General features: G+C 63.3%; 13 protein-coding genes, 1 tRNA gene and 1 pseudogene. 13 read left to right on the top strand and 2 right to left on the bottom strand.

The genetic code is table 11. The annotated features are described in order from the left end of the window. Positions 1 to 152 precede the first annotated feature (152 nt). Entirely contained in the window at positions 153 to 1,244 is a 1,092-nt protein-coding gene (locus tag X733_RS141620; RefSeq protein WP_023819716.1) for a hypothetical protein, read from the bottom strand. A gap of 316 nt (positions 1,245 to 1,560) precedes the next feature. After that, complete coding sequence (locus X733_RS0135500; protein WP_031193887.1) at positions 1,561 to 3,372, bottom strand: chemotaxis protein; 1,812 nt, start codon at positions 3,370 to 3,372, stop codon at positions 1,561 to 1,563. A 266-nt stretch (positions 3,373 to 3,638) separates the two neighbouring features. Here X733_RS0135500 and X733_RS141625 point away from each other — a divergent pair, with 266 nt between their 5' ends. The 13 genes and pseudogenes from X733_RS141625 to X733_RS1000000169785 all read left to right on the top strand — a co-directional run. Next, entirely contained in the window at positions 3,639 to 4,607 is a 969-nt protein-coding gene (locus X733_RS141625; RefSeq protein WP_023819714.1) for a D-alanyl-D-alanine carboxypeptidase family protein, read from the top strand. 431 nt (positions 4,608 to 5,038) lie between these two features. Beyond that, positions 5,039 to 6,021: pseudogene (locus tag X733_RS01000000166545) on the top strand (DUF1003 domain-containing protein). Between the two features lie 163 nt (positions 6,022 to 6,184). Beyond that, positions 6,185 to 6,261 (top strand) — tRNA-Arg (locus tag X733_RS141630). A 265-nt stretch (positions 6,262 to 6,526) separates the two neighbouring features. Beyond that, positions 6,527 to 6,793, top strand: a complete 267-nt coding sequence (locus tag X733_RS141635; RefSeq protein ID WP_023819713.1) for an acylphosphatase — start codon at positions 6,527 to 6,529, stop codon at positions 6,791 to 6,793. 156 nt (positions 6,794 to 6,949) lie between these two features. Continuing rightward, positions 6,950 to 7,603 (top strand): Rieske 2Fe-2S domain-containing protein, encoded by a 654-nt coding sequence (locus X733_RS141640; protein WP_023819712.1) that lies wholly within the window; start codon positions 6,950 to 6,952, stop codon positions 7,601 to 7,603. Beyond that, positions 7,600 to 8,445 carry an aromatic ring-hydroxylating dioxygenase subunit alpha gene (locus tag X733_RS141645; RefSeq protein ID WP_023819711.1) on the top strand — a complete coding sequence of 282 codons (846 nt, stop codon included), beginning with the start codon at positions 7,600 to 7,602 and terminating at the stop codon, positions 8,443 to 8,445. Before X733_RS141640 ends, X733_RS141645 begins: the two co-directional genes overlap by 4 nt. Continuing rightward, entirely contained in the window at positions 8,442 to 9,101 is a 660-nt protein-coding gene (locus X733_RS141650) for a glutathione S-transferase family protein (protein WP_023819710.1), read from the top strand. Before X733_RS141645 ends, X733_RS141650 begins: the two co-directional genes overlap by 4 nt. A gap of 1 nt (position 9,102) precedes the next feature. Further along, entirely contained in the window at positions 9,103 to 10,482 is a 1,380-nt protein-coding gene (locus X733_RS141655) for an amidohydrolase (protein WP_023689144.1), read from the top strand. 26 nt (positions 10,483 to 10,508) lie between these two features. Further along, complete coding sequence (locus X733_RS141660; protein WP_196813771.1) at positions 10,509 to 11,603, top strand: BMP family ABC transporter substrate-binding protein; 1,095 nt, start codon at positions 10,509 to 10,511, stop codon at positions 11,601 to 11,603. Positions 11,604 to 11,606: 3 nt separating this feature from the next. Then, positions 11,607 to 13,130, top strand: coding sequence for an ABC transporter ATP-binding protein (locus tag X733_RS141665; protein ID WP_023819708.1), 1,524 nt, complete (start codon positions 11,607 to 11,609; stop codon positions 13,128 to 13,130). Next, complete coding sequence (locus X733_RS141670) at positions 13,127 to 14,227, top strand: ABC transporter permease (protein WP_023695008.1); 1,101 nt, start codon at positions 13,127 to 13,129, stop codon at positions 14,225 to 14,227. The genes X733_RS141665 and X733_RS141670 overlap by 4 nt, the downstream gene beginning before the upstream one ends. After that, positions 14,224 to 15,135 (top strand): ABC transporter permease, encoded by a 912-nt coding sequence (locus X733_RS141675; protein ID WP_023734807.1) that lies wholly within the window; start codon positions 14,224 to 14,226, stop codon positions 15,133 to 15,135. The genes X733_RS141670 and X733_RS141675 overlap by 4 nt, the downstream gene beginning before the upstream one ends. A gap of 546 nt (positions 15,136 to 15,681) precedes the next feature. Further along, positions 15,682 to 15,911 (top strand): hypothetical protein (locus tag X733_RS1000000169785; RefSeq protein ID WP_196813767.1); only part of this gene is annotated, 230 nt, incomplete at its 3' end.

Genomic DNA, 15,911 nt, shown 5'->3' with positions numbered 1-15,911 from the left:
GTGCAGCCGATAGATGGGTAACACTTCTCCCCCTATGCGTCCGCCGCAGCGCCAAGCAGATTGGTTGGCGCGGCGGTGCGGCGGACAAGCTCCATGTGCCGTGTGTCGAGGATGCCGGCAGGCAGGTGAGGGGCAGGGCCAGCGTTCGAAAATCAGCCGGGCTGGCCGATCCGCAGGAAATCGCTGTCGAATGCGACATCGCGGGTCGAACCATCGGCTCCGGTGAGATGCATGTGACCTGAGGCTGTCCCGATAGCGCGCGGCGGCTCGCCGCTCGCCAGCGGCAGCGTGCCGATGACATGGCGGAAGGAGACTTCGCCGCCGAGGGTAAAAGCGGTCGCGACCCCTTCGCGCTTCAGCCAATTGTCGTCGATCGATGCGGCATGGCCGATGGCGGCGCGGCCGTCCTCGATGCCGAGCACGCCGCGATGGCGGCTGCTCCACGGCGCGTAGTCGCGGCCGCCATTGCTGAACCACAGCATGGTGACCGGAAGCTCCGCCGGGTTCTTCAGCACCAGCACCAGATCCTGTTCGGCCCGGCGCGCCAGCGCCGTCCAGCCCGGACCGTCATGATCGGCTTCGACCAGGGTGATGAAATCCTCGCGCTCATCCTCCATGCGGTAGTCGGTGAGATCGAGCGTGCCGCCGCCAGTGGCTGGAAAGCGCGTCAGATCGGTCGAGCGGGCGGGATAGGAAAGCTTGAAGCGGCCGCGGGCCGGATCGGGCTCCAGCGGTGCGTCCAGTGTCCCGGCAAAGCGCTTCGGCGAAAAGGCCAGCCGGCCGCCATCGCGCATCGCCGCCATCGGATGGTGGGCGGCGGAGACCGCTCCGGAACCGCCGGAAAAGACATGCTCCTGATAGAGAAAGGGATGACTGTTGCGGAGCGTGAAGATCTTGTCGACCGTCGCGCCCATCACCGTGCGGCGCAACCGGAAGACGGCCCGCCAGCCGTCGGATGTCGCTTCGCTGGCGGTGACATCCCAGGCGCTGTTGGCCGGCCAGCCATGCAGCGGTGCGGCCTCGATGTCGCTGGCCGAAAACGGTGCGCATAGGAAATCGCCCGACAGCCGCACCGTGCCTTGAGGCAGATCCGGCGGCAGCGTCTCGCCGGCATCGATCCAGGGCGCGCGGTGCAGCGGCTTCAGCTGGCGGCCATCGCTGTCGACCGTTATGTCGGCGATATGGCCGACAGTGAGATCGAGCGTGACCGAAATGCCCTTTGCCTTGATCGTGACCGTATCCATCCGCGCACCTGCTGATTCTGATGGCAGCGAACAAACCCGCTCCGCGAGGGATGCGCAAGCACAGCGACCGGCATTTTGCATCAGGGCGATTTTTACCCTCCCCCTTGTGGGGAGGGTCGGCGAGCGATCGGAGCGAAGCGGAGATCGATCGACGGGGTGGGGGTAGCGCCCTACGAGGACCCCCACCCCGATCCGCTACGCGGATCGACCCTCCCCACATGGGGGAGGGTGGGCGCCTACNGGTAGCGCCCTACGAGGACCCCCACCCCGATCCGCTACGCGGATCGACCCTCCCCACATGGGGGAGGGTGGGCGCCTACTGCCGCTTATACTCGCGCACCGGCGACTTGGTGCCGTCGGTGTAGGTGACCTGCACCGCCATCGACGTCACGTTGTCGGCGACCTTGAAGTAAGGCTGGTAGTCATAAGGAATGGCGTACGGGTCCTTCTTGTCGCAAGGCGGCAGCTTGATCTCCCTGTCGAGCGCCGTGCCGTTCAGGCTGTAGCGCACCTCCTTGATGCCGCAGCGGAATGACAGCATCTGGGAGAAATAGACCAGGCCGTGATTGCCGCTGGCGCCGAAGGCGATCCACGACGTCCAGAACTGGTCGAGGATCTGTTTGTTGCCCTGTTGCAGCGCCGCGTCCGGATCGAAACTTATGTCGAACGGCCCGGTCTCGCGGCCCCTGAGATCGAGATACTTGACCCCGATGGTGGTGGCCGTGGTGCTGTCGGGCAATTCGAAGCTCGGATTGGGCATCGGCTTGCCGGTGCGCTGGTCGTTCATCGCCATCAGCCCGGTGTCGGTGAACGGACCTGACACACCCATGCGCCAGGAAATGCCGGTCGCGGCCTCGGGCAGCGAGATGGAGATCGTCCAGCCGGCATTGGAGCGCATCGGCGTCAGCGTCGGGGCAAAGCGTGCTGGGTCGAGCACGTCGCCAAGCGCCGTCAGGCGGGTACGGCTGCGGTCGAGCCAGTCGGCGAGCTGCGTCTGGTCGACGAAATATTTGAGCAGCCCGCCTTCCTTTTCATAGGAGACGAACCTGGTCAGCGCCTCGGCCTCGCTGCGCTTGTCGGACAGCGACTGGACGCCGAGGCGATCCTCGGAAAACTCCTGCGCGAGCAGGTAATAGGCCGGTGCGAAATCCGGATTGGCCGCGATGAAGGCGTTGAGCTTGTCGAGACGTTGGGCATCGTCGAACTGCAGGATATGGACCAGCTTGATCGACAGCGCCTTGGCCTTGTCGGCCAGGGCGCCGAACACTTCGCGGGCGCCGGCCTTGCCGTCCTGCACGCGCAGCAGGGTGGCAAAGCGTGTGTAGGGATCGACGGCGTCGACGTCGAAACCGGCGAAAGCGAGATAGGAGCGCCGCGCATTCAGCATGTCGCCGGAAAGCTCGTAGACGCGGGCATTGTGGTAGAATTCGTCCGGCCGCTTCGGCTCGGCGATCGTCCCGCCCTGCGCGGCCAATGCGGCAAAGCCCTTGGCGATGGTGTCGATCGAGGCGGCGATCTGCTGGGTGGTCGCCTGAAGCTTGTCGGCCTGCTCGGCCTGTTTCTGCTGGCCGGCAGCAAGCGTTTCGGTCGTCTGCTTGACCGCCTCTACCGACTTTTGCGTCTGCGCGCCCTGCTCAGCCTGCTGCTGCTGGGTCGACGCAATTTCCTCGGTCTTCTTCGCCACCGCGTCGGTCGATTGCTTGACCTGGTCGACCGTCAGCTTCGTCTCGGTTACCGTTTGCTCGATCCTGGCCACCCTGGCCGAGACGATGCCCATCTGCTGCTGCAACTGGGCGATGGCCGGTACCAGGCCGGCGATCACACCGTTCTGCGAATTGGTCTGCTGCTGCAGGCCATAGACGCCGCCGGCGACGGCGGCAGCGCTGGTGGCAAAGATCAGCGCCGGCAGCGCCTTGGCGGCCAGCACCAGCCGCAGAACGATGGCAATGGCGATGATGGCGGCGGCAACCGAAGCGACCAGCGCGATATAGGCGGCGAATGGCGCCAGCGGATTGAGGATGTCGGAAGCAGCGCCGCCGATGAAAGCGACGCTGCCGGCCCATTTGCCGGTGCGGCTGAGCGAAGCCCTGATAAGAGATGGCGCAGCCGCGCCGATGTCACCGGTCATTGTCAAATCCCCCAAGCAATTGCCGCCTCTATAGCAGCACCGCGACCCCGCAGGCAAAACAGGACAGGAAGCAGGCGATTTCGGGCGGGTGGGCGGATGTCGAGGTTGCCGTTTCAGCGCCGATGATTGGCGAAGCCGAAGCGACATCTGATCTCCCCCCTTGCGGGGGAGATTGGCAGCGTCATCGGCAGCTCCGCCGTTAACCAAATGGACGAACACAATGGGTTAGGCTAGGTTCCGGCCCTCTCAGCAACGCCGGACTTGCCTTGCCAAACTTCCATTTCCGCTCCCTCGTCCAAAAATTTCTCGCAGCCCTCCTGCTGCTCGTCTTCGTGGCCGGCTGCAGCACCACCGCACCGCCCGACAGCCTGCTGGCGGTGCCGGCGCCGCAGGAGAAATATGCCGCCATCGTAATCGATGCCGGCAGTGGCAAGACGCTGTTCGAAGTCAGTTCGAGGGCGCAACGCTATCCGGCGTCGCTGACCAAGATGATGACGCTGTACCTGCTGTTCGAGGCGCTGGAGTCCGGCCGCGTCTCGAAGGAAACGCAGATCCCGGTCTCCGACAATGCCGCCCGGCAGCCGCCGACCAAATTGCGCTTCAAGCGCGGCGAGAGCATCGATGTCGATTCGGCGATCCGAGCGATCGTGGTCAAGTCGGCCAATGACGTGGCGGTGGCGGTGGGCGAATATCTCGGCGGCTCGGAGGACCAGTTCGCCGCCATGATGACCTCGAAGGCGCGCCAGATCGGCATGAGCAGCACCGTCTTCCGCAATGCCTCCGGCCTGCCCGACGATGGCCAGCACACATCGGCGCGCGACATGGCGACGCTGGGGATGGCGCTGCGCGCCCGCTTCCCGCAGCAGTTCCACTATTTCTCCGAAAGCGACTTCATGTTCCGCGGTCGGCTGGTGCGCGGCCACAACGACATGCTCGGCCGGGTGCGCGGCGTCGACGGCATCAAGACCGGCTATATCAGGGCATCCGGCTACAATATCGTCACGTCCTACAATGCCGACGGCCGGCATCTGATCGCCGTGGTGATGGGCGCCGACAGCGCACGCCAGCGCAACGACCATGTCGAAGCGCTGATCCAGCGCAGTCTTTCGCCGACGCTGGCCGATACGAAGACGCGGCTGATGTTTGCGGGAGATCAGCCGGCCGCGTCGCCCGGCCTGCCGCCGCCTGGTTTGCCGGCGCAGGGGTCGCAGTTACCTGGTTTACCGCCGCAATAGAACCCGTCGTTGAGTGGGGGAACTCTGAAACGCCGGCGGGACAGCACCCCCCTCTGGCCTGCCGGCCATCTCCCCCTCAAGTGGGGAGATTAGCAGCTTCGGCGTCTCGCCTCTTTTTCGTGTTTGGCGAAGCCATGGCGACATCTGATCTCCCCCCTTGAGGGGGAGATGTCCGGCAGGACAGAGGGGGGTCGTGAAGGATCGCTGCCTCATCTTAACTCTGCAGCAGGCGCGACCTCCGTCGGCAACAGCACTTCGGCGGTCTGGTTGCCGAGCAGCAGGCGAGCGAGGCCCCGGGGGGCTGCGCCGCCACAGGCAATTGCAGCAGGCATTCATCACAAGCGCTTGCACAAGCCCCCAATCTTCACCGCCACAGTGGCTATGCCGCCTCGCCTTGGCGTATCGTGGGCGCGACAGCAGGAGCCGGCATCATGAGCCCAAACCCATCCGAACAGGCCGACAATGGAAACGACAGCGGCGGCGAGTATTTCGAGGCGCCGCCCATCGGCGATCACGACGCCGAACTGGCTGCCGACGAGGCGCTGGAAGCGCCCGATGTGCCGGACTCCGAACCCCACGGCCGCCTGAAGCCGAAGCGAAAACCGTCGGCGATATCAGGTAGAAAGTTCCGCAAGCGCGACCTGGTGCGCATCGACGACCTGCGGCCAAGCCTGGCCGACCGCATCCGCTCCGACCATCCCGACCTGCCGCGCGGCGCCCGCATCAGCCGCGAAGAGCTCGGCCGCTACCGCATGCGCTACATGGAGGAGTTGCTGCAGCAGGAGCATGGCGAATTCTCNGCCGCGAAGAGCTCGGCCGCTACCGCATGCGCTACATGGAGGAGTTGCTGCAGCAGGAGCATGGCGAATTCTCCGAGCTCGACCGCCAGGTGGTCGAATCGATCGCCAGGCAGGACACGATTTCGGAAAACTCGGAAGAGGAGTTCGAGGAGCACCGCTCGTTCGCCGACCGCGTCTCCGACAACATGGCGGCTTTCGGCGGCAGCTGGTGGTTCCTGATCTCGTTCGGCAGCGTGCTTGCGGTGTGGATCGGCATCAATTTGATCGCGGGCGTGAGCAGCGCCTTCGACCCCTACCCCTTCATCCTGCTCAACCTGCTGCTCTCCTGCATCGCCGCCATCCAGGCGCCGATCATCATGATGAGCCAGAGACGGACGGAGGCCAAGGATCGCCTGCGCTCGTTCAACGACTACCGGGTCAACCTGAAAGCCGAGCTGGAAGTGCGCCATTTGCACGAAAAGCTCGACTATCTGATCTCGCGCCAATGGACGCGGCTGGCCGAAATGCAGCAGATGCAGCTGGATGCGATGCACGAACTGACCGGCGCGAAGAAGGCGAAGCGGGCGCCGCGCAGGGTGCGCAGGCGGGTGGCGAAGGTGGAGGTGGCGGGGTGAGTCCCGGGCTGAGGCTGCAGGGCGGACGCGAAGTTGCCAAGCCGCGCGACGTGGCTTCGAAAAATATCGCCACGCCAATTGCCCGTTGAAGCCCGGCGCGGCTTCCGCTAAGAAGCCGTGGCTGGCCGGCCTATCGGCTGGTTCGTTTTCAGGTTCCTTGAAGGCACCCGTAGCTCAGCTGGATAGAGCGCTGCCCTCCGAAGGCAGAGGTCACAGGTTCGAATCCTGTCGGGTGCGCCACTTACCGATGTATTACAATAGCTCAGATAACCCTAAAGCCCGTCACGCTGAACGGATTCATGCGACGCGCTTGAAGTCTTTGTTTTAATGCATGTCGTTGTCCCAGGACCGCGGCTCACTTCTGGGCGACATGCATGAGTGCCCGGGTCTAGGCACGGGCGATCAGTCGATATTCGGTGTTATTGGCGCGTCGATTACCACTTCCGCCCGTTCAGTCAGACGCTATGCTGCTGACCGTGACACCAAGGCGCGCGTTCCGTTCGTGATGAAGCAAAGTCAACACCGCTTGCATGAGCGGATGACCATTCGCGGCCACCTCGAACCCGCGTCCTTCGTGCCCTGGATCATGCGCCATGCGGCCAAGCTCGGTCTCGCGCACCACATCGCTCATGCAAGCACCGATCGCATCGAACTCGATATTGCCGGTGCGGCGGAGCTGATCGACATGATGGAGATGGGATGTTCGCTTGGGCCCGTTGAGGTCTGGGTCGAGACGATCGACCGCGCGCCTGTCGAGCAAAAAAACATATAGCTTTGCGTGTGGTTACCTCGGTTTGCACTTAATTTAACCAATATTGCAATTGCGAAATTATTATGCATACGTCAGCCGCATCGAGCGGTTCGCCAACTCCTTGCGCCGGCATCTCTCTGGTCGGGAAACAGTAGTATCAGTACGGAAAGTAAGGTCATGCTGTCCGACAAGACGGACACCTGGGTGCCGGTCGCCCTTACCCAGGATCTGCCAACAGGACAGGTAATGCCGGCGCGGACGCCCGCCGGTCCCATTGCCCTCTGGCGAAGCCAATCGGGGCGCTTGGCGGCATCGGCGGATCGCTGTCCGCATCGCGGCATGCGCCTCTCCCATGGCTTCGTGCGCGGCGAGGCGCTCTCCTGCATCTATCACGGCTGGACCTATTCGCAGGCCGGTCAGTGCCTGCGCATTCCTGCCCATCCCAGCCTCACGCCGCCGGAGACGATTCGCGTTGCGACCCGGTTGGTCGAAGAGGCAGGCGGGATCATCTGGGTCGCGGATGGAGAGCCTGACGGCAAGCCACCCCTTTTTGAGGGTTACGTCCCGCTCCGTTCATTGACGGCCCGCGCCGGAAGTTCGGCGCTCTTTGTCGCTGCCGGTACGAAGGCCACCGTTGAAGGATGCGTCTGGCAGGCACCCGGCGCGCCGGCAATCCGCCTGCTGCCTATCCCGCAGGAAGCCGGCGAGACGCTGATCCACGTCCTTGTTCCAGCCGATTGCGATGCGTCCGAGCGCATCGCGGCCTCGCGAGCCGCCGAGAGCCTTCGGCGCATGGCCGAAGGGATCGAGGCGAAAGGGACTGTGCCATGATCGACGATGCGATGCGCCAGGAATGGTATCCGGTCGGGCTTTTCAGCCGGCTCGACCGCTATGGGCGCGAGACCACCCTGATGGACGAGCCGATCAAGGTTGCGCTCGACGCCAATGGCGCGGCGAAAGTGACAGGCGAAAACGGGCGCGTGCTGCCGGTTTCGGTGCGCTATGGCCATATCTGGTCGTCGCTCGGCGAACCGAAGAAACCGGTCTTTCCGATTCCCGAGGCAGACCAGCCCGGGCGCCGCTTCGTCGATGTCGGCGTGGTGCGGGTGCGCTGCTCGCCGCTCCGCGCCGTCGAGAACTTCCTCGACATCGCGCACTTCCCCTTCGTCCATACCGACATCCTCGGCTCGGAGCCGCATACCGAGGTCGAAAACTACAAGGTCGAGATCCGCGAGGAAGAGGACGAGGTCTGGGCGACCCAGGTGAAGTTCTACCAGCCGCAGGCGGCGAAATCCGCGAGCGGAGGTATCACGACGGAATACATGTACCGCGTGCCGGCTCCGACCTGCTCAGTCCTCTACAAGACCTGCCCGCCGCGCCCGGGCGAATGGGATGTCATTGCGCTATTCGTCCAACCGCTTGCCGAGGATCTCTGCGACGTCTGGCCGTGGATGGCGCTTTTCGATGACGAGACGCCACAGACCGACCTCATCCATTTCCAGCAGACGATTTTCCTGCAGGACCGCTCGATCCTCGAAAACCAGATCCCGCGTCTTCTGCCGCTCGATCCCGGCATGGAAATCCCGACGCGCGCCGACTTGACCTCGATCGCCTATCGCCGCTGGCTGAAGCGCCACAATTATACCTACGGCGCGCAATTGGTGGCACAATGAAGCTTTACGACTACATCCTCTCCCCAAGTTGCTACAAGGTGCGCCTGATGGCGACGCTGTCAGGTGTGAAGCTCGAAATCCGCCCGGTCGACTTCCATCCCGGCGCCGAGCATCGTGGCCCCGAGCTTATGGCGCTTAATCCGGGAGGCTCCATCCCGATCCTTGAAGACGGCGACCTGATCCTGACCGAGTCTTCCGCCATGCTTGGCTATCTCGCCGCGAAGGCAGCACCGGCCTGGCTCGGCAGCGGCGCCCCTGAGGAGACGGCGCGCATCCAGCAATGGCTTTCCTTCTCGCACAGGCTGACCGCCAACCTCGGCGGCGCGCGCCTGCATGAGATGCTGCTGCGCCCCGGTGACATCGGTGCGCTTCAGGCCAATGGCATAGCGGCACTACGTGAGCTGGAAGCCGGCCTTTTCGAACAAAAAATGCGTGGCGATCGGTTTCTCGCATCCGACCGGCCGACGATTGCCGACATTGCTTGCTTTCCCTATGTCGCGCTCGCGCCCGACGGTGGCGTTTCCCTCGATCCGTATCCCACGATCCGGCTCTGGTCGCGAGCGCTCCGCAGCCTCGACAATTTCATCGAAATGCCCGGTATTCACCGGCTGCACGAGTTGAGGCCCGAACCGCGACCCATGCTGGACGAGGCGTGAGGTGACCGGCTATCTCCTGAAGAATTGCGCAGCGGTCATCACCGACGAGGGCAGGGGTCCGAGCGTCCGGCGCAATGTCGATGTGCTGACGAATGGCCCGCAGATCGAGGCAATCGGGCAAGGCCTGCACAGAAGCGAGTTGCCGGCCGGTACTATCGTGCAGGACGCCGACGGCTGGTTCGTCTATCCCGGCCTCGTCAACACGCACCATCACTTCTTTCAGTGCTTTGTGCGCAACCGTGCCGAACTCGACTGGACGAAGCTGTCGGTCATCGAATGGCTCGACCGGATCTATCCGATCTTCTCCCGGCTCAACGAGGATTGTTTCTACCACGCCTCGATCACGGCGATGGCAGAGATGATAAAGCACGGTTGCACGACGGCCTTCGACCACCAGTACAATTTTCCGCGCCATGCCGGAAAACGGCTCATCGACCGGCAGTTCGAAGCGGCCGATCTTCTCGGCATGCGTTTCCATGCCGGCCGCGGCGGCAACACGCTGCCAAAATCGGAAGGCTCGACCATTCCAGACGAGATGCTGGAGACCACGGACGAATTCATTGCCGACTGCGCACGCCTCATCGACACTTATCACGACACCAGTCCCTTCAGCATGCGTCAGGTCGTGGTCGCTCCCTGCCAGCCGGTCAACTGCTACCGCGAGACCTTCGTGGAATCGGTTTCGCTGGCGCGTGATCGCGGGGTGCGGATGCACACCCATGTCGGCGAGGGCGAAAGCCCGATCATCGAGGCCCGCCATGGCATGCGTACGGTGGACTATCTCGAGGACCTCGGATTTGCCGGCCGAGACACTTTCTATGCCCATTGCTGGGAGCTGACGCATGACGAACTGCGGCTGATGGCGGCGAGCGGCACCGGTGTCTCGCATTGCCCTGAGCCGGTCTATCTGGTGGGCGCGGAGGTGACTGATATTCCCGCCATGTCCGCCTTTGGCCTGCGCGTCGGTCTCGGCTGCGACGGTGCTGCCTCGAACGACAATTCCAACCTCATGCACTGCATCCATTCCGCCTACATGCTGCAATGCCTGGCGGCCTCGACGCGCGCTCATCCCGTGCCTGCGCCGGTCGATTTCCTCGGCTATGCGACAACGGGCGGGGCCGCGCTTCTGGGCCGCAATGACATCGGCCGACTGTCGCCCGGCATGGCCGCCGACCTCTTCGCGATCGACACGCGCCGCATGGATTATGTCGGCACGCGCCACGATCCATTGAGCCTGATCGCCAAGGTCGGTATCGGCATGCCCACCGACATGACCATGATCAACGGCCGCATCGTCTGGGAGAAGGGTGCGTTTACCGGGCTGAACGAGGCCCGGCTTGCTGCGGACGCGGAAGCCGCCTTTGCCGCGGTGGAATTCTAACAACTTAAGACAGGGGAACTGACATGCTGAACTATCTGACCCGCAGAACTCTGATGAAGGGCCTTGCCGCGACAGGGCTTGCCGGCGCGCTTGGCAGCCGTCCCGCCTTTGCGGCCGACGAGCCGCTCGGTATCACGCTCGTGCTCCCGTCGCCGGTCGGCGATGTCGGCTGGGGCCATGCGCTCGCCGCCGGCCTCGAGCCGGTCAAGGCCGCCTACGGCGACAAGGTGAAGATCACCGTCATCGAGAACATCGCCGAAGGGCCGGACGCCGACCGGATCATGAACAAGACCGTCGCCGACGGTAACAAGTTCCTGATCGCCGGCTCATTCGGCTACCAGAATGGTGCACTACAGATCGCCCGCCGCGATCCTGGGGTCACCGTGCTGCATGCCTCCGGCTTCCAGACCGCGCCGAATTTCTCGCCCTTCGCGGCGAAGTATTTCCAGGGCACTTACCTGCTCGGCATAGCCGCCGCAGCTCTTTCCAAGACCGGCAAGCTCGGCTCCGTCTCGGCCTTCGCCATTCCGGAGCTGATCACCTCGATCAACGCATTCACGCTCGGCGCACAGACCGTAAATCCCGATGTCGAGGTATCGGTCGTCTGGGTGAACTCCTGGTTCGACCCGGCCAAGGAACAGGAAGCCGCCAAGGCGCTGATGGCACAGAACTGCGACGTGATCTTCTCGAACGCGCAGGACACACCCTCCGTGATCTCGGCCTGCGAGGAGGCTGGCGTCTATGTGTTCAACCTCAATTCGTCGATGAAGAAATATGCACCGAAGAAATATCTCGGCTGCATCGCGACAGACTGGTCGCCCTTCTTCAAGGCTTCCGTGGATGCCCATCTCGCCGGAACTTTCAAGGGCGCCAACACCTTCCTCGGCGTCGCCGAAAAGGTGGTGGAGGTCGTGGACTGGAACTCAGATATCCCAGCCGACACGATGACGAAGATCAAGGAAGTGGCGGCGAAGATCGCCGACGGCAGCTTCTCGCCCTTCACAGGTCCAATCACCAAGGCCGACGGCAGCGAAGCCGCCGCCGGTGCGACGATAGCGGATCCCGAGATCGTCGCGATGGACTGGCACGTCAAGGGTGTCACCACACCACTGCCGAAGTAAGTCATGACCCCGCCCCTTCTGTCGCTCCGCGGCATCTCGAAGAGCTACGGCCAGATCCGGGCCAACCAAGCCATCGATCTGGACGTGGCGCCCCAATCGATCCATGCGATCCTCGGGGAGAATGGGGCGGGCAAATCGACGCTGATGAAGCTCATCTATGGCGTTGAACAGCCGGACGAAGGCACCGTCGTCTGGAACGGAGAGCCTCTGCGCCTTGCCTCGCCGGCTGAGGCACGGCGCAGGGGCATCGGCATGGTCTTTCAGCATTTCTCGCTGTTCGAGACGCTGACTGTCGTCGAGAACATCCAGCTCGTCGTCCCCGGCGGCAAGGCGGAGCTGGCGGCGCGCATCCGCAGCCTCGGCCAGGATTTTGGCCTTGAAGTGGATCCTCTCGCCGATGTGCACGCGCTCTCGGTCGGCGAACGGCAGCGGGTGGAGATCATCCGCTGCCTGATGACGGACCCGAAGCTGCTCATTCTCGACGAGCCGACCTCGGTCTTGCCGCCGCAGGCGGTGAAGAAGCTGTTCGACACGCTCAGGCGCCTTCGCGACCGCGGCGTGTCCATCCTGTTCATCTCCCACAAACTGGAGGAAATTCGCACGATCTGTGACCAGGCGACGGTCTTGCGTGGAGGGCGCGTTATCGGCACCGTCGACCCACGCGACTATGATGCGCACGACCTCGCCCGGATGATGATCGGCCGCGACATGCCCGAGGTGATGCCCGCGTTGGCCATGCCCGAGGGGGAGAAGCGGCTGGAAATAATCGGCATGGACTACACGCCGGACGACCCCTTTGCCACGCCGCTCTCCGGCATCAGCCTCACGGTACGATCAGGCGAGATCCTTGGCATAGCCGGAATATCGGGCAATGGCCAAGGCGAGCTTGCCGCGCTCATCTCGGGCGAAGCGATGCTGCTGAAGGAACAACGCGACCGGATTTACATGATGGGCCGCGACGTAGGCACACTCGATGCGGCCGCGCGCAGGAGATTTGGCTTCGCCTTCGTGCCCGAAGACCGGCTGGGACGCGGCGCGGTCCCTGAAATGTCGCTCGTGCTCAACACCGTTCTTACCGCCCATCCTTTCGATCTCGTGAGGCGCGGCCTCATCAACAGCGCCGGAGCGACGGCTTTCACCAGCGAATGCATCCGTCGGTACGACGTCCGCGCCTCCGGCCCGGATGCCGAAGCGGGCTCGCTGTCCGGCGGCAACTTGCAGAAATTCATCGTCGGTCGCGAGATGATGCTGTCGCCAAAACTGCTTTTCGTGGCGCAGCCGACCTGGGGTGTAGACATTGGCGCTGCATCCGCCATCAGAAGGCGGCTCATCGCGTTGCGCAACCTGGGCGTGGCGATCCTCGTAATTTCCGAGGAACTCGAGGAACTTTTCGAACTCTGCGATTTCATCCAGGTGCTGCATCATGGAATGCTGAGTCCGCCTCTGGTCACGCGGGACACGCGCCCCGAAGACATCGGCAGATACATGATCGGAGCACATGCCTCGCCAGAGAAGGTTCCTGCATGAGCGTTTGGGCCGCGACGTTCCTCCCCGCGCTCGTCCGCCGGGAGCATGCCTCGCTCGTCGCGGCCATGCTGGCCCCTGCTGTCGCGCTTGGCATGGCGATCATCCTCAATCTGGGCCTTTATGTGCTGATAGGCCGAGATCCGGCGGCCGTCCTGTACGCGATGCTTCTCGAGCCGTTCCTCTCCTGGGCATCGTTCGCGGAGGTGCTGCTGAAGGCGGGGCCTCTTCTCCTCATTGCTCAGGGGCTGGCGATCGGTTTCCGCGCAAAAGTGTTCAACATCGGCGCGGAGGGCCAGTTTATCCTGGGCGCTATTTTCGCCTCGGCGATCCCCGTCTGGTTTCCGCAGGCGACCGGGCAGTGGATCTGGCCGCTGATGCTGCTTCTCGGTGCCCTCGGCGGTGCACTTTGGGCATCTATCACCGCCTTCTGGCGCGTCAGGCTCAATGCGAACGAGATCCTGGTCTCCTTGATGCTGAGCCTCGTTGCGGCGCAAGTCCTCAACTACCTGCTGCTCGGCCCATGGAAGGACCCGGCCGGCTTCAATTTCCCACAGTCCGTCATGTTTCAGAACGACGCGATGGTGCCGACCCTGATCACCGGTACCCGCGTCAACGTCTCGCTGCTCATCACACTTGCGCTCTCGCTGGTGGCCTGGGTTTTCATGCAGCGAAGCTTCATGGGGTATAAGCTCAAGGTCGGCGGCCTTGCCCCGCGCGCGGCCGGTTACGCCGGCTTCAGCGAAGGGCGTGCGATTTGGCTATCGCTTCTGATCGGTGGCATGGCGGCGGGACTGGCAGGCGCGGCGGAAGTCGCGGGTCCGCTCGGCCAGCTGCAGCGCTCGATCTCGACCGGCTACGGTTATGCGGCCATCATTGTCGCCTATCTCGGCGGCTTGCATCCAGTCGGCATCATCTTTTCCGCGCTCTTCATGGCTGTCCTCTATATCGGCGGCGACAATGCGATGGTGTCGGCAAACCTGCCGATCGCCGCCGTCCGCGTCTTCCAAGGCAGCTTGCTGCTCGCCTATCTCGGCGCTGTGGCCTTCGTGCGCTACCGCATCGAGTGGCGCCGCCCCCATCACCTGAGCCAGCCATGAACGCCGTCGAGTTCATTATTTCGGGCATGCTCGCAGCGGCAACCCCCTTTCTCCTTGCCGCACTCGGCGAGTTGGTGGTCGAGCGCGCCGGTGTTCTTAACCTCGGCGTAGAGGGCCTGATGGCCCTCGGCGCGGTGCTCGCGTTCATCGTCGTCTACCACGGCGGTGGACACCTGCTGGGGTTCGTTGCCGCCGGCCTCGGTAGCGCCGTCCTGTCCCTCGTCTTTGCAGTGCTGGCACTCGGATTCCGGGCAAACCAGGTCGCGACAGGCCTTGCGATCGGCATTCTCGGCCAAGGCCTTTCGGCGCTGTTCGGCAAAAGCTACGAGAGCTTGACGGTGAAGGGGCTCCCGAAACTTGTCTTTCCCGGCCTCTCGGAAATCCCGGTAGTCGGCAGGCTGTTTGTCCAGGACGTCGTCGTATGGCTTTCCCTTGCCGTGACGTTTGCGATCTGGGCGATGTTTGCCTATACGAGAGTCGGCCTTGTCGTGAGGGCAATCGGCGAGAATCCCAAGGCAGCCCACGCCATCGGCTATCCGGTCATCGCTATCCGTGTCGCGGCCATAGCTTTTGGTGGCATGATGGCGGGTTTTGCCGGCGCCTATGCGGCGGCGGTGTACACGCCCCTTTGGGCGGACGGTATGATTGCCGGACGTGGCTGGATCGCGATCGCACTCGTTGTCTTTGGTACGTGGCTCGCTGGCCGCATCTTCCTGGGTGCCTGCCTCTTCGGCGCGGTTTCGCTGATGAGCCTCGCCGCCCAGGCGACCGGTCTGGACTTGCCATCGCAACTGCTTTCCAGCCTTCCCTATCTCGTTACGATCGTCGTGCTCGGTGTCATCTCGGCGGACCGCCGCTTGCTCAGGCTGAACGGTGTCGCCTCGCTTGGCGAACCCTTCGAACGTTAGCCGGGATGAAAGTGGATTTGCGAAACTCGGCGTAAGTTGAAGAGATTCGAAACGCCAGCGGACGATCGGCATCCGATCCAAAGGGCAGAAACGCCAAACGGGGCGAAGGTATGCCCGCAAGGGTAGCGCTGACGCCGTCGACTGCGAGCAGCGGAACGATGTGACGCACAACGCGCCCGACATCGGTGGAGATCGTCGCGGGTTTCTTGGGTCGTCCCCTTTTCTGCAGTACGAGCCCCATTCTCGAGGTCCATTCTCCACCGCAGCCTAGCGAAGCGGCGTCGCAAGATGGCCTGAGGCATGCGCCCGGTAAATTCCCGCATGCGAGCACTCGTCCTGCCTGTCTAAGGTTCCGAGTCTAACCGCAAATCCTCGATTTTTTCCGCCAATTCCAAAATATATATTCCGATCGCCGCAAGCAGCCATATCAACGATTTCCAATACTACCTATTCTCGCAGAAACTAAAAACGCTACACTCGCGTAATCATATTGGTAACGGATGCTGTTCAACCTGCGTACAGGCAACCAACACGGGGAGCGTCATTATGGATTTCTTTAAAAGTTTAACAAAGGCCTTGGCCGGTGGCGCTGTTGCCGTGGCTTTGTGCTTTCCGGCTGGCGCGGGCGGGGTCAGTGTGGGCATCGGCGGCAGCGGTGGGGTGGGCGTCTCGGTCGGCGGCAGTGGCGGCGGGCTTGGCGTCGGCGTCTCGGTCGGCGGCAGCAAGGGCGCCAATGTCGGCGCAACGGTCGGCGGCACCAGCGGCACCACCGCCAG

The organism is Mesorhizobium sp. L2C066B000, from assembly GCF_000502335.1.
Classification (GTDB): domain Bacteria; phylum Pseudomonadota; class Alphaproteobacteria; order Rhizobiales; family Rhizobiaceae; genus Mesorhizobium.
Note: the sequence above shows the minus strand (reverse complement) of the source record. Positions and strands in the feature narration are given on the sequence as shown.

What these genes read in the sequence shown, in the direction of transcription:
- X733_RS141620 (WP_023819716.1), bottom strand. Translation starts at nt 1,244, where the DNA reads ATGGATACGGTCACGATCAAGGCAAAGGGCATTTCGGTCACGCTCGAT.
- X733_RS141645 (WP_023819711.1), top strand. Translation starts at nt 7,600, where the DNA reads ATGATCGACGATGCGATGCGCCAGGAATGGTATCCGGTCGGGCTTTTC.
- X733_RS141665 (WP_023819708.1), top strand. Translation starts at nt 11,607, where the DNA reads ATGACCCCGCCCCTTCTGTCGCTCCGCGGCATCTCGAAGAGCTACGGC.
- X733_RS141670 (WP_023695008.1), top strand. Translation starts at nt 13,127, where the DNA reads ATGAGCGTTTGGGCCGCGACGTTCCTCCCCGCGCTCGTCCGCCGGGAG.
- X733_RS141640 (WP_023819712.1), top strand. Translation starts at nt 6,950, where the DNA reads ATGCTGTCCGACAAGACGGACACCTGGGTGCCGGTCGCCCTTACCCAG.
- X733_RS141675 (WP_023734807.1), top strand. Translation starts at nt 14,224, where the DNA reads ATGAACGCCGTCGAGTTCATTATTTCGGGCATGCTCGCAGCGGCAACC.
- X733_RS141650 (WP_023819710.1), top strand. Translation starts at nt 8,442, where the DNA reads ATGAAGCTTTACGACTACATCCTCTCCCCAAGTTGCTACAAGGTGCGC.
- X733_RS0135500 (WP_031193887.1), bottom strand. Translation starts at nt 3,372, where the DNA reads ATGACCGGTGACATCGGCGCGGCTGCGCCATCTCTTATCAGGGCTTCG.
- X733_RS141635 (WP_023819713.1), top strand. Translation starts at nt 6,527, where the DNA reads ATGAAGCAAAGTCAACACCGCTTGCATGAGCGGATGACCATTCGCGGC.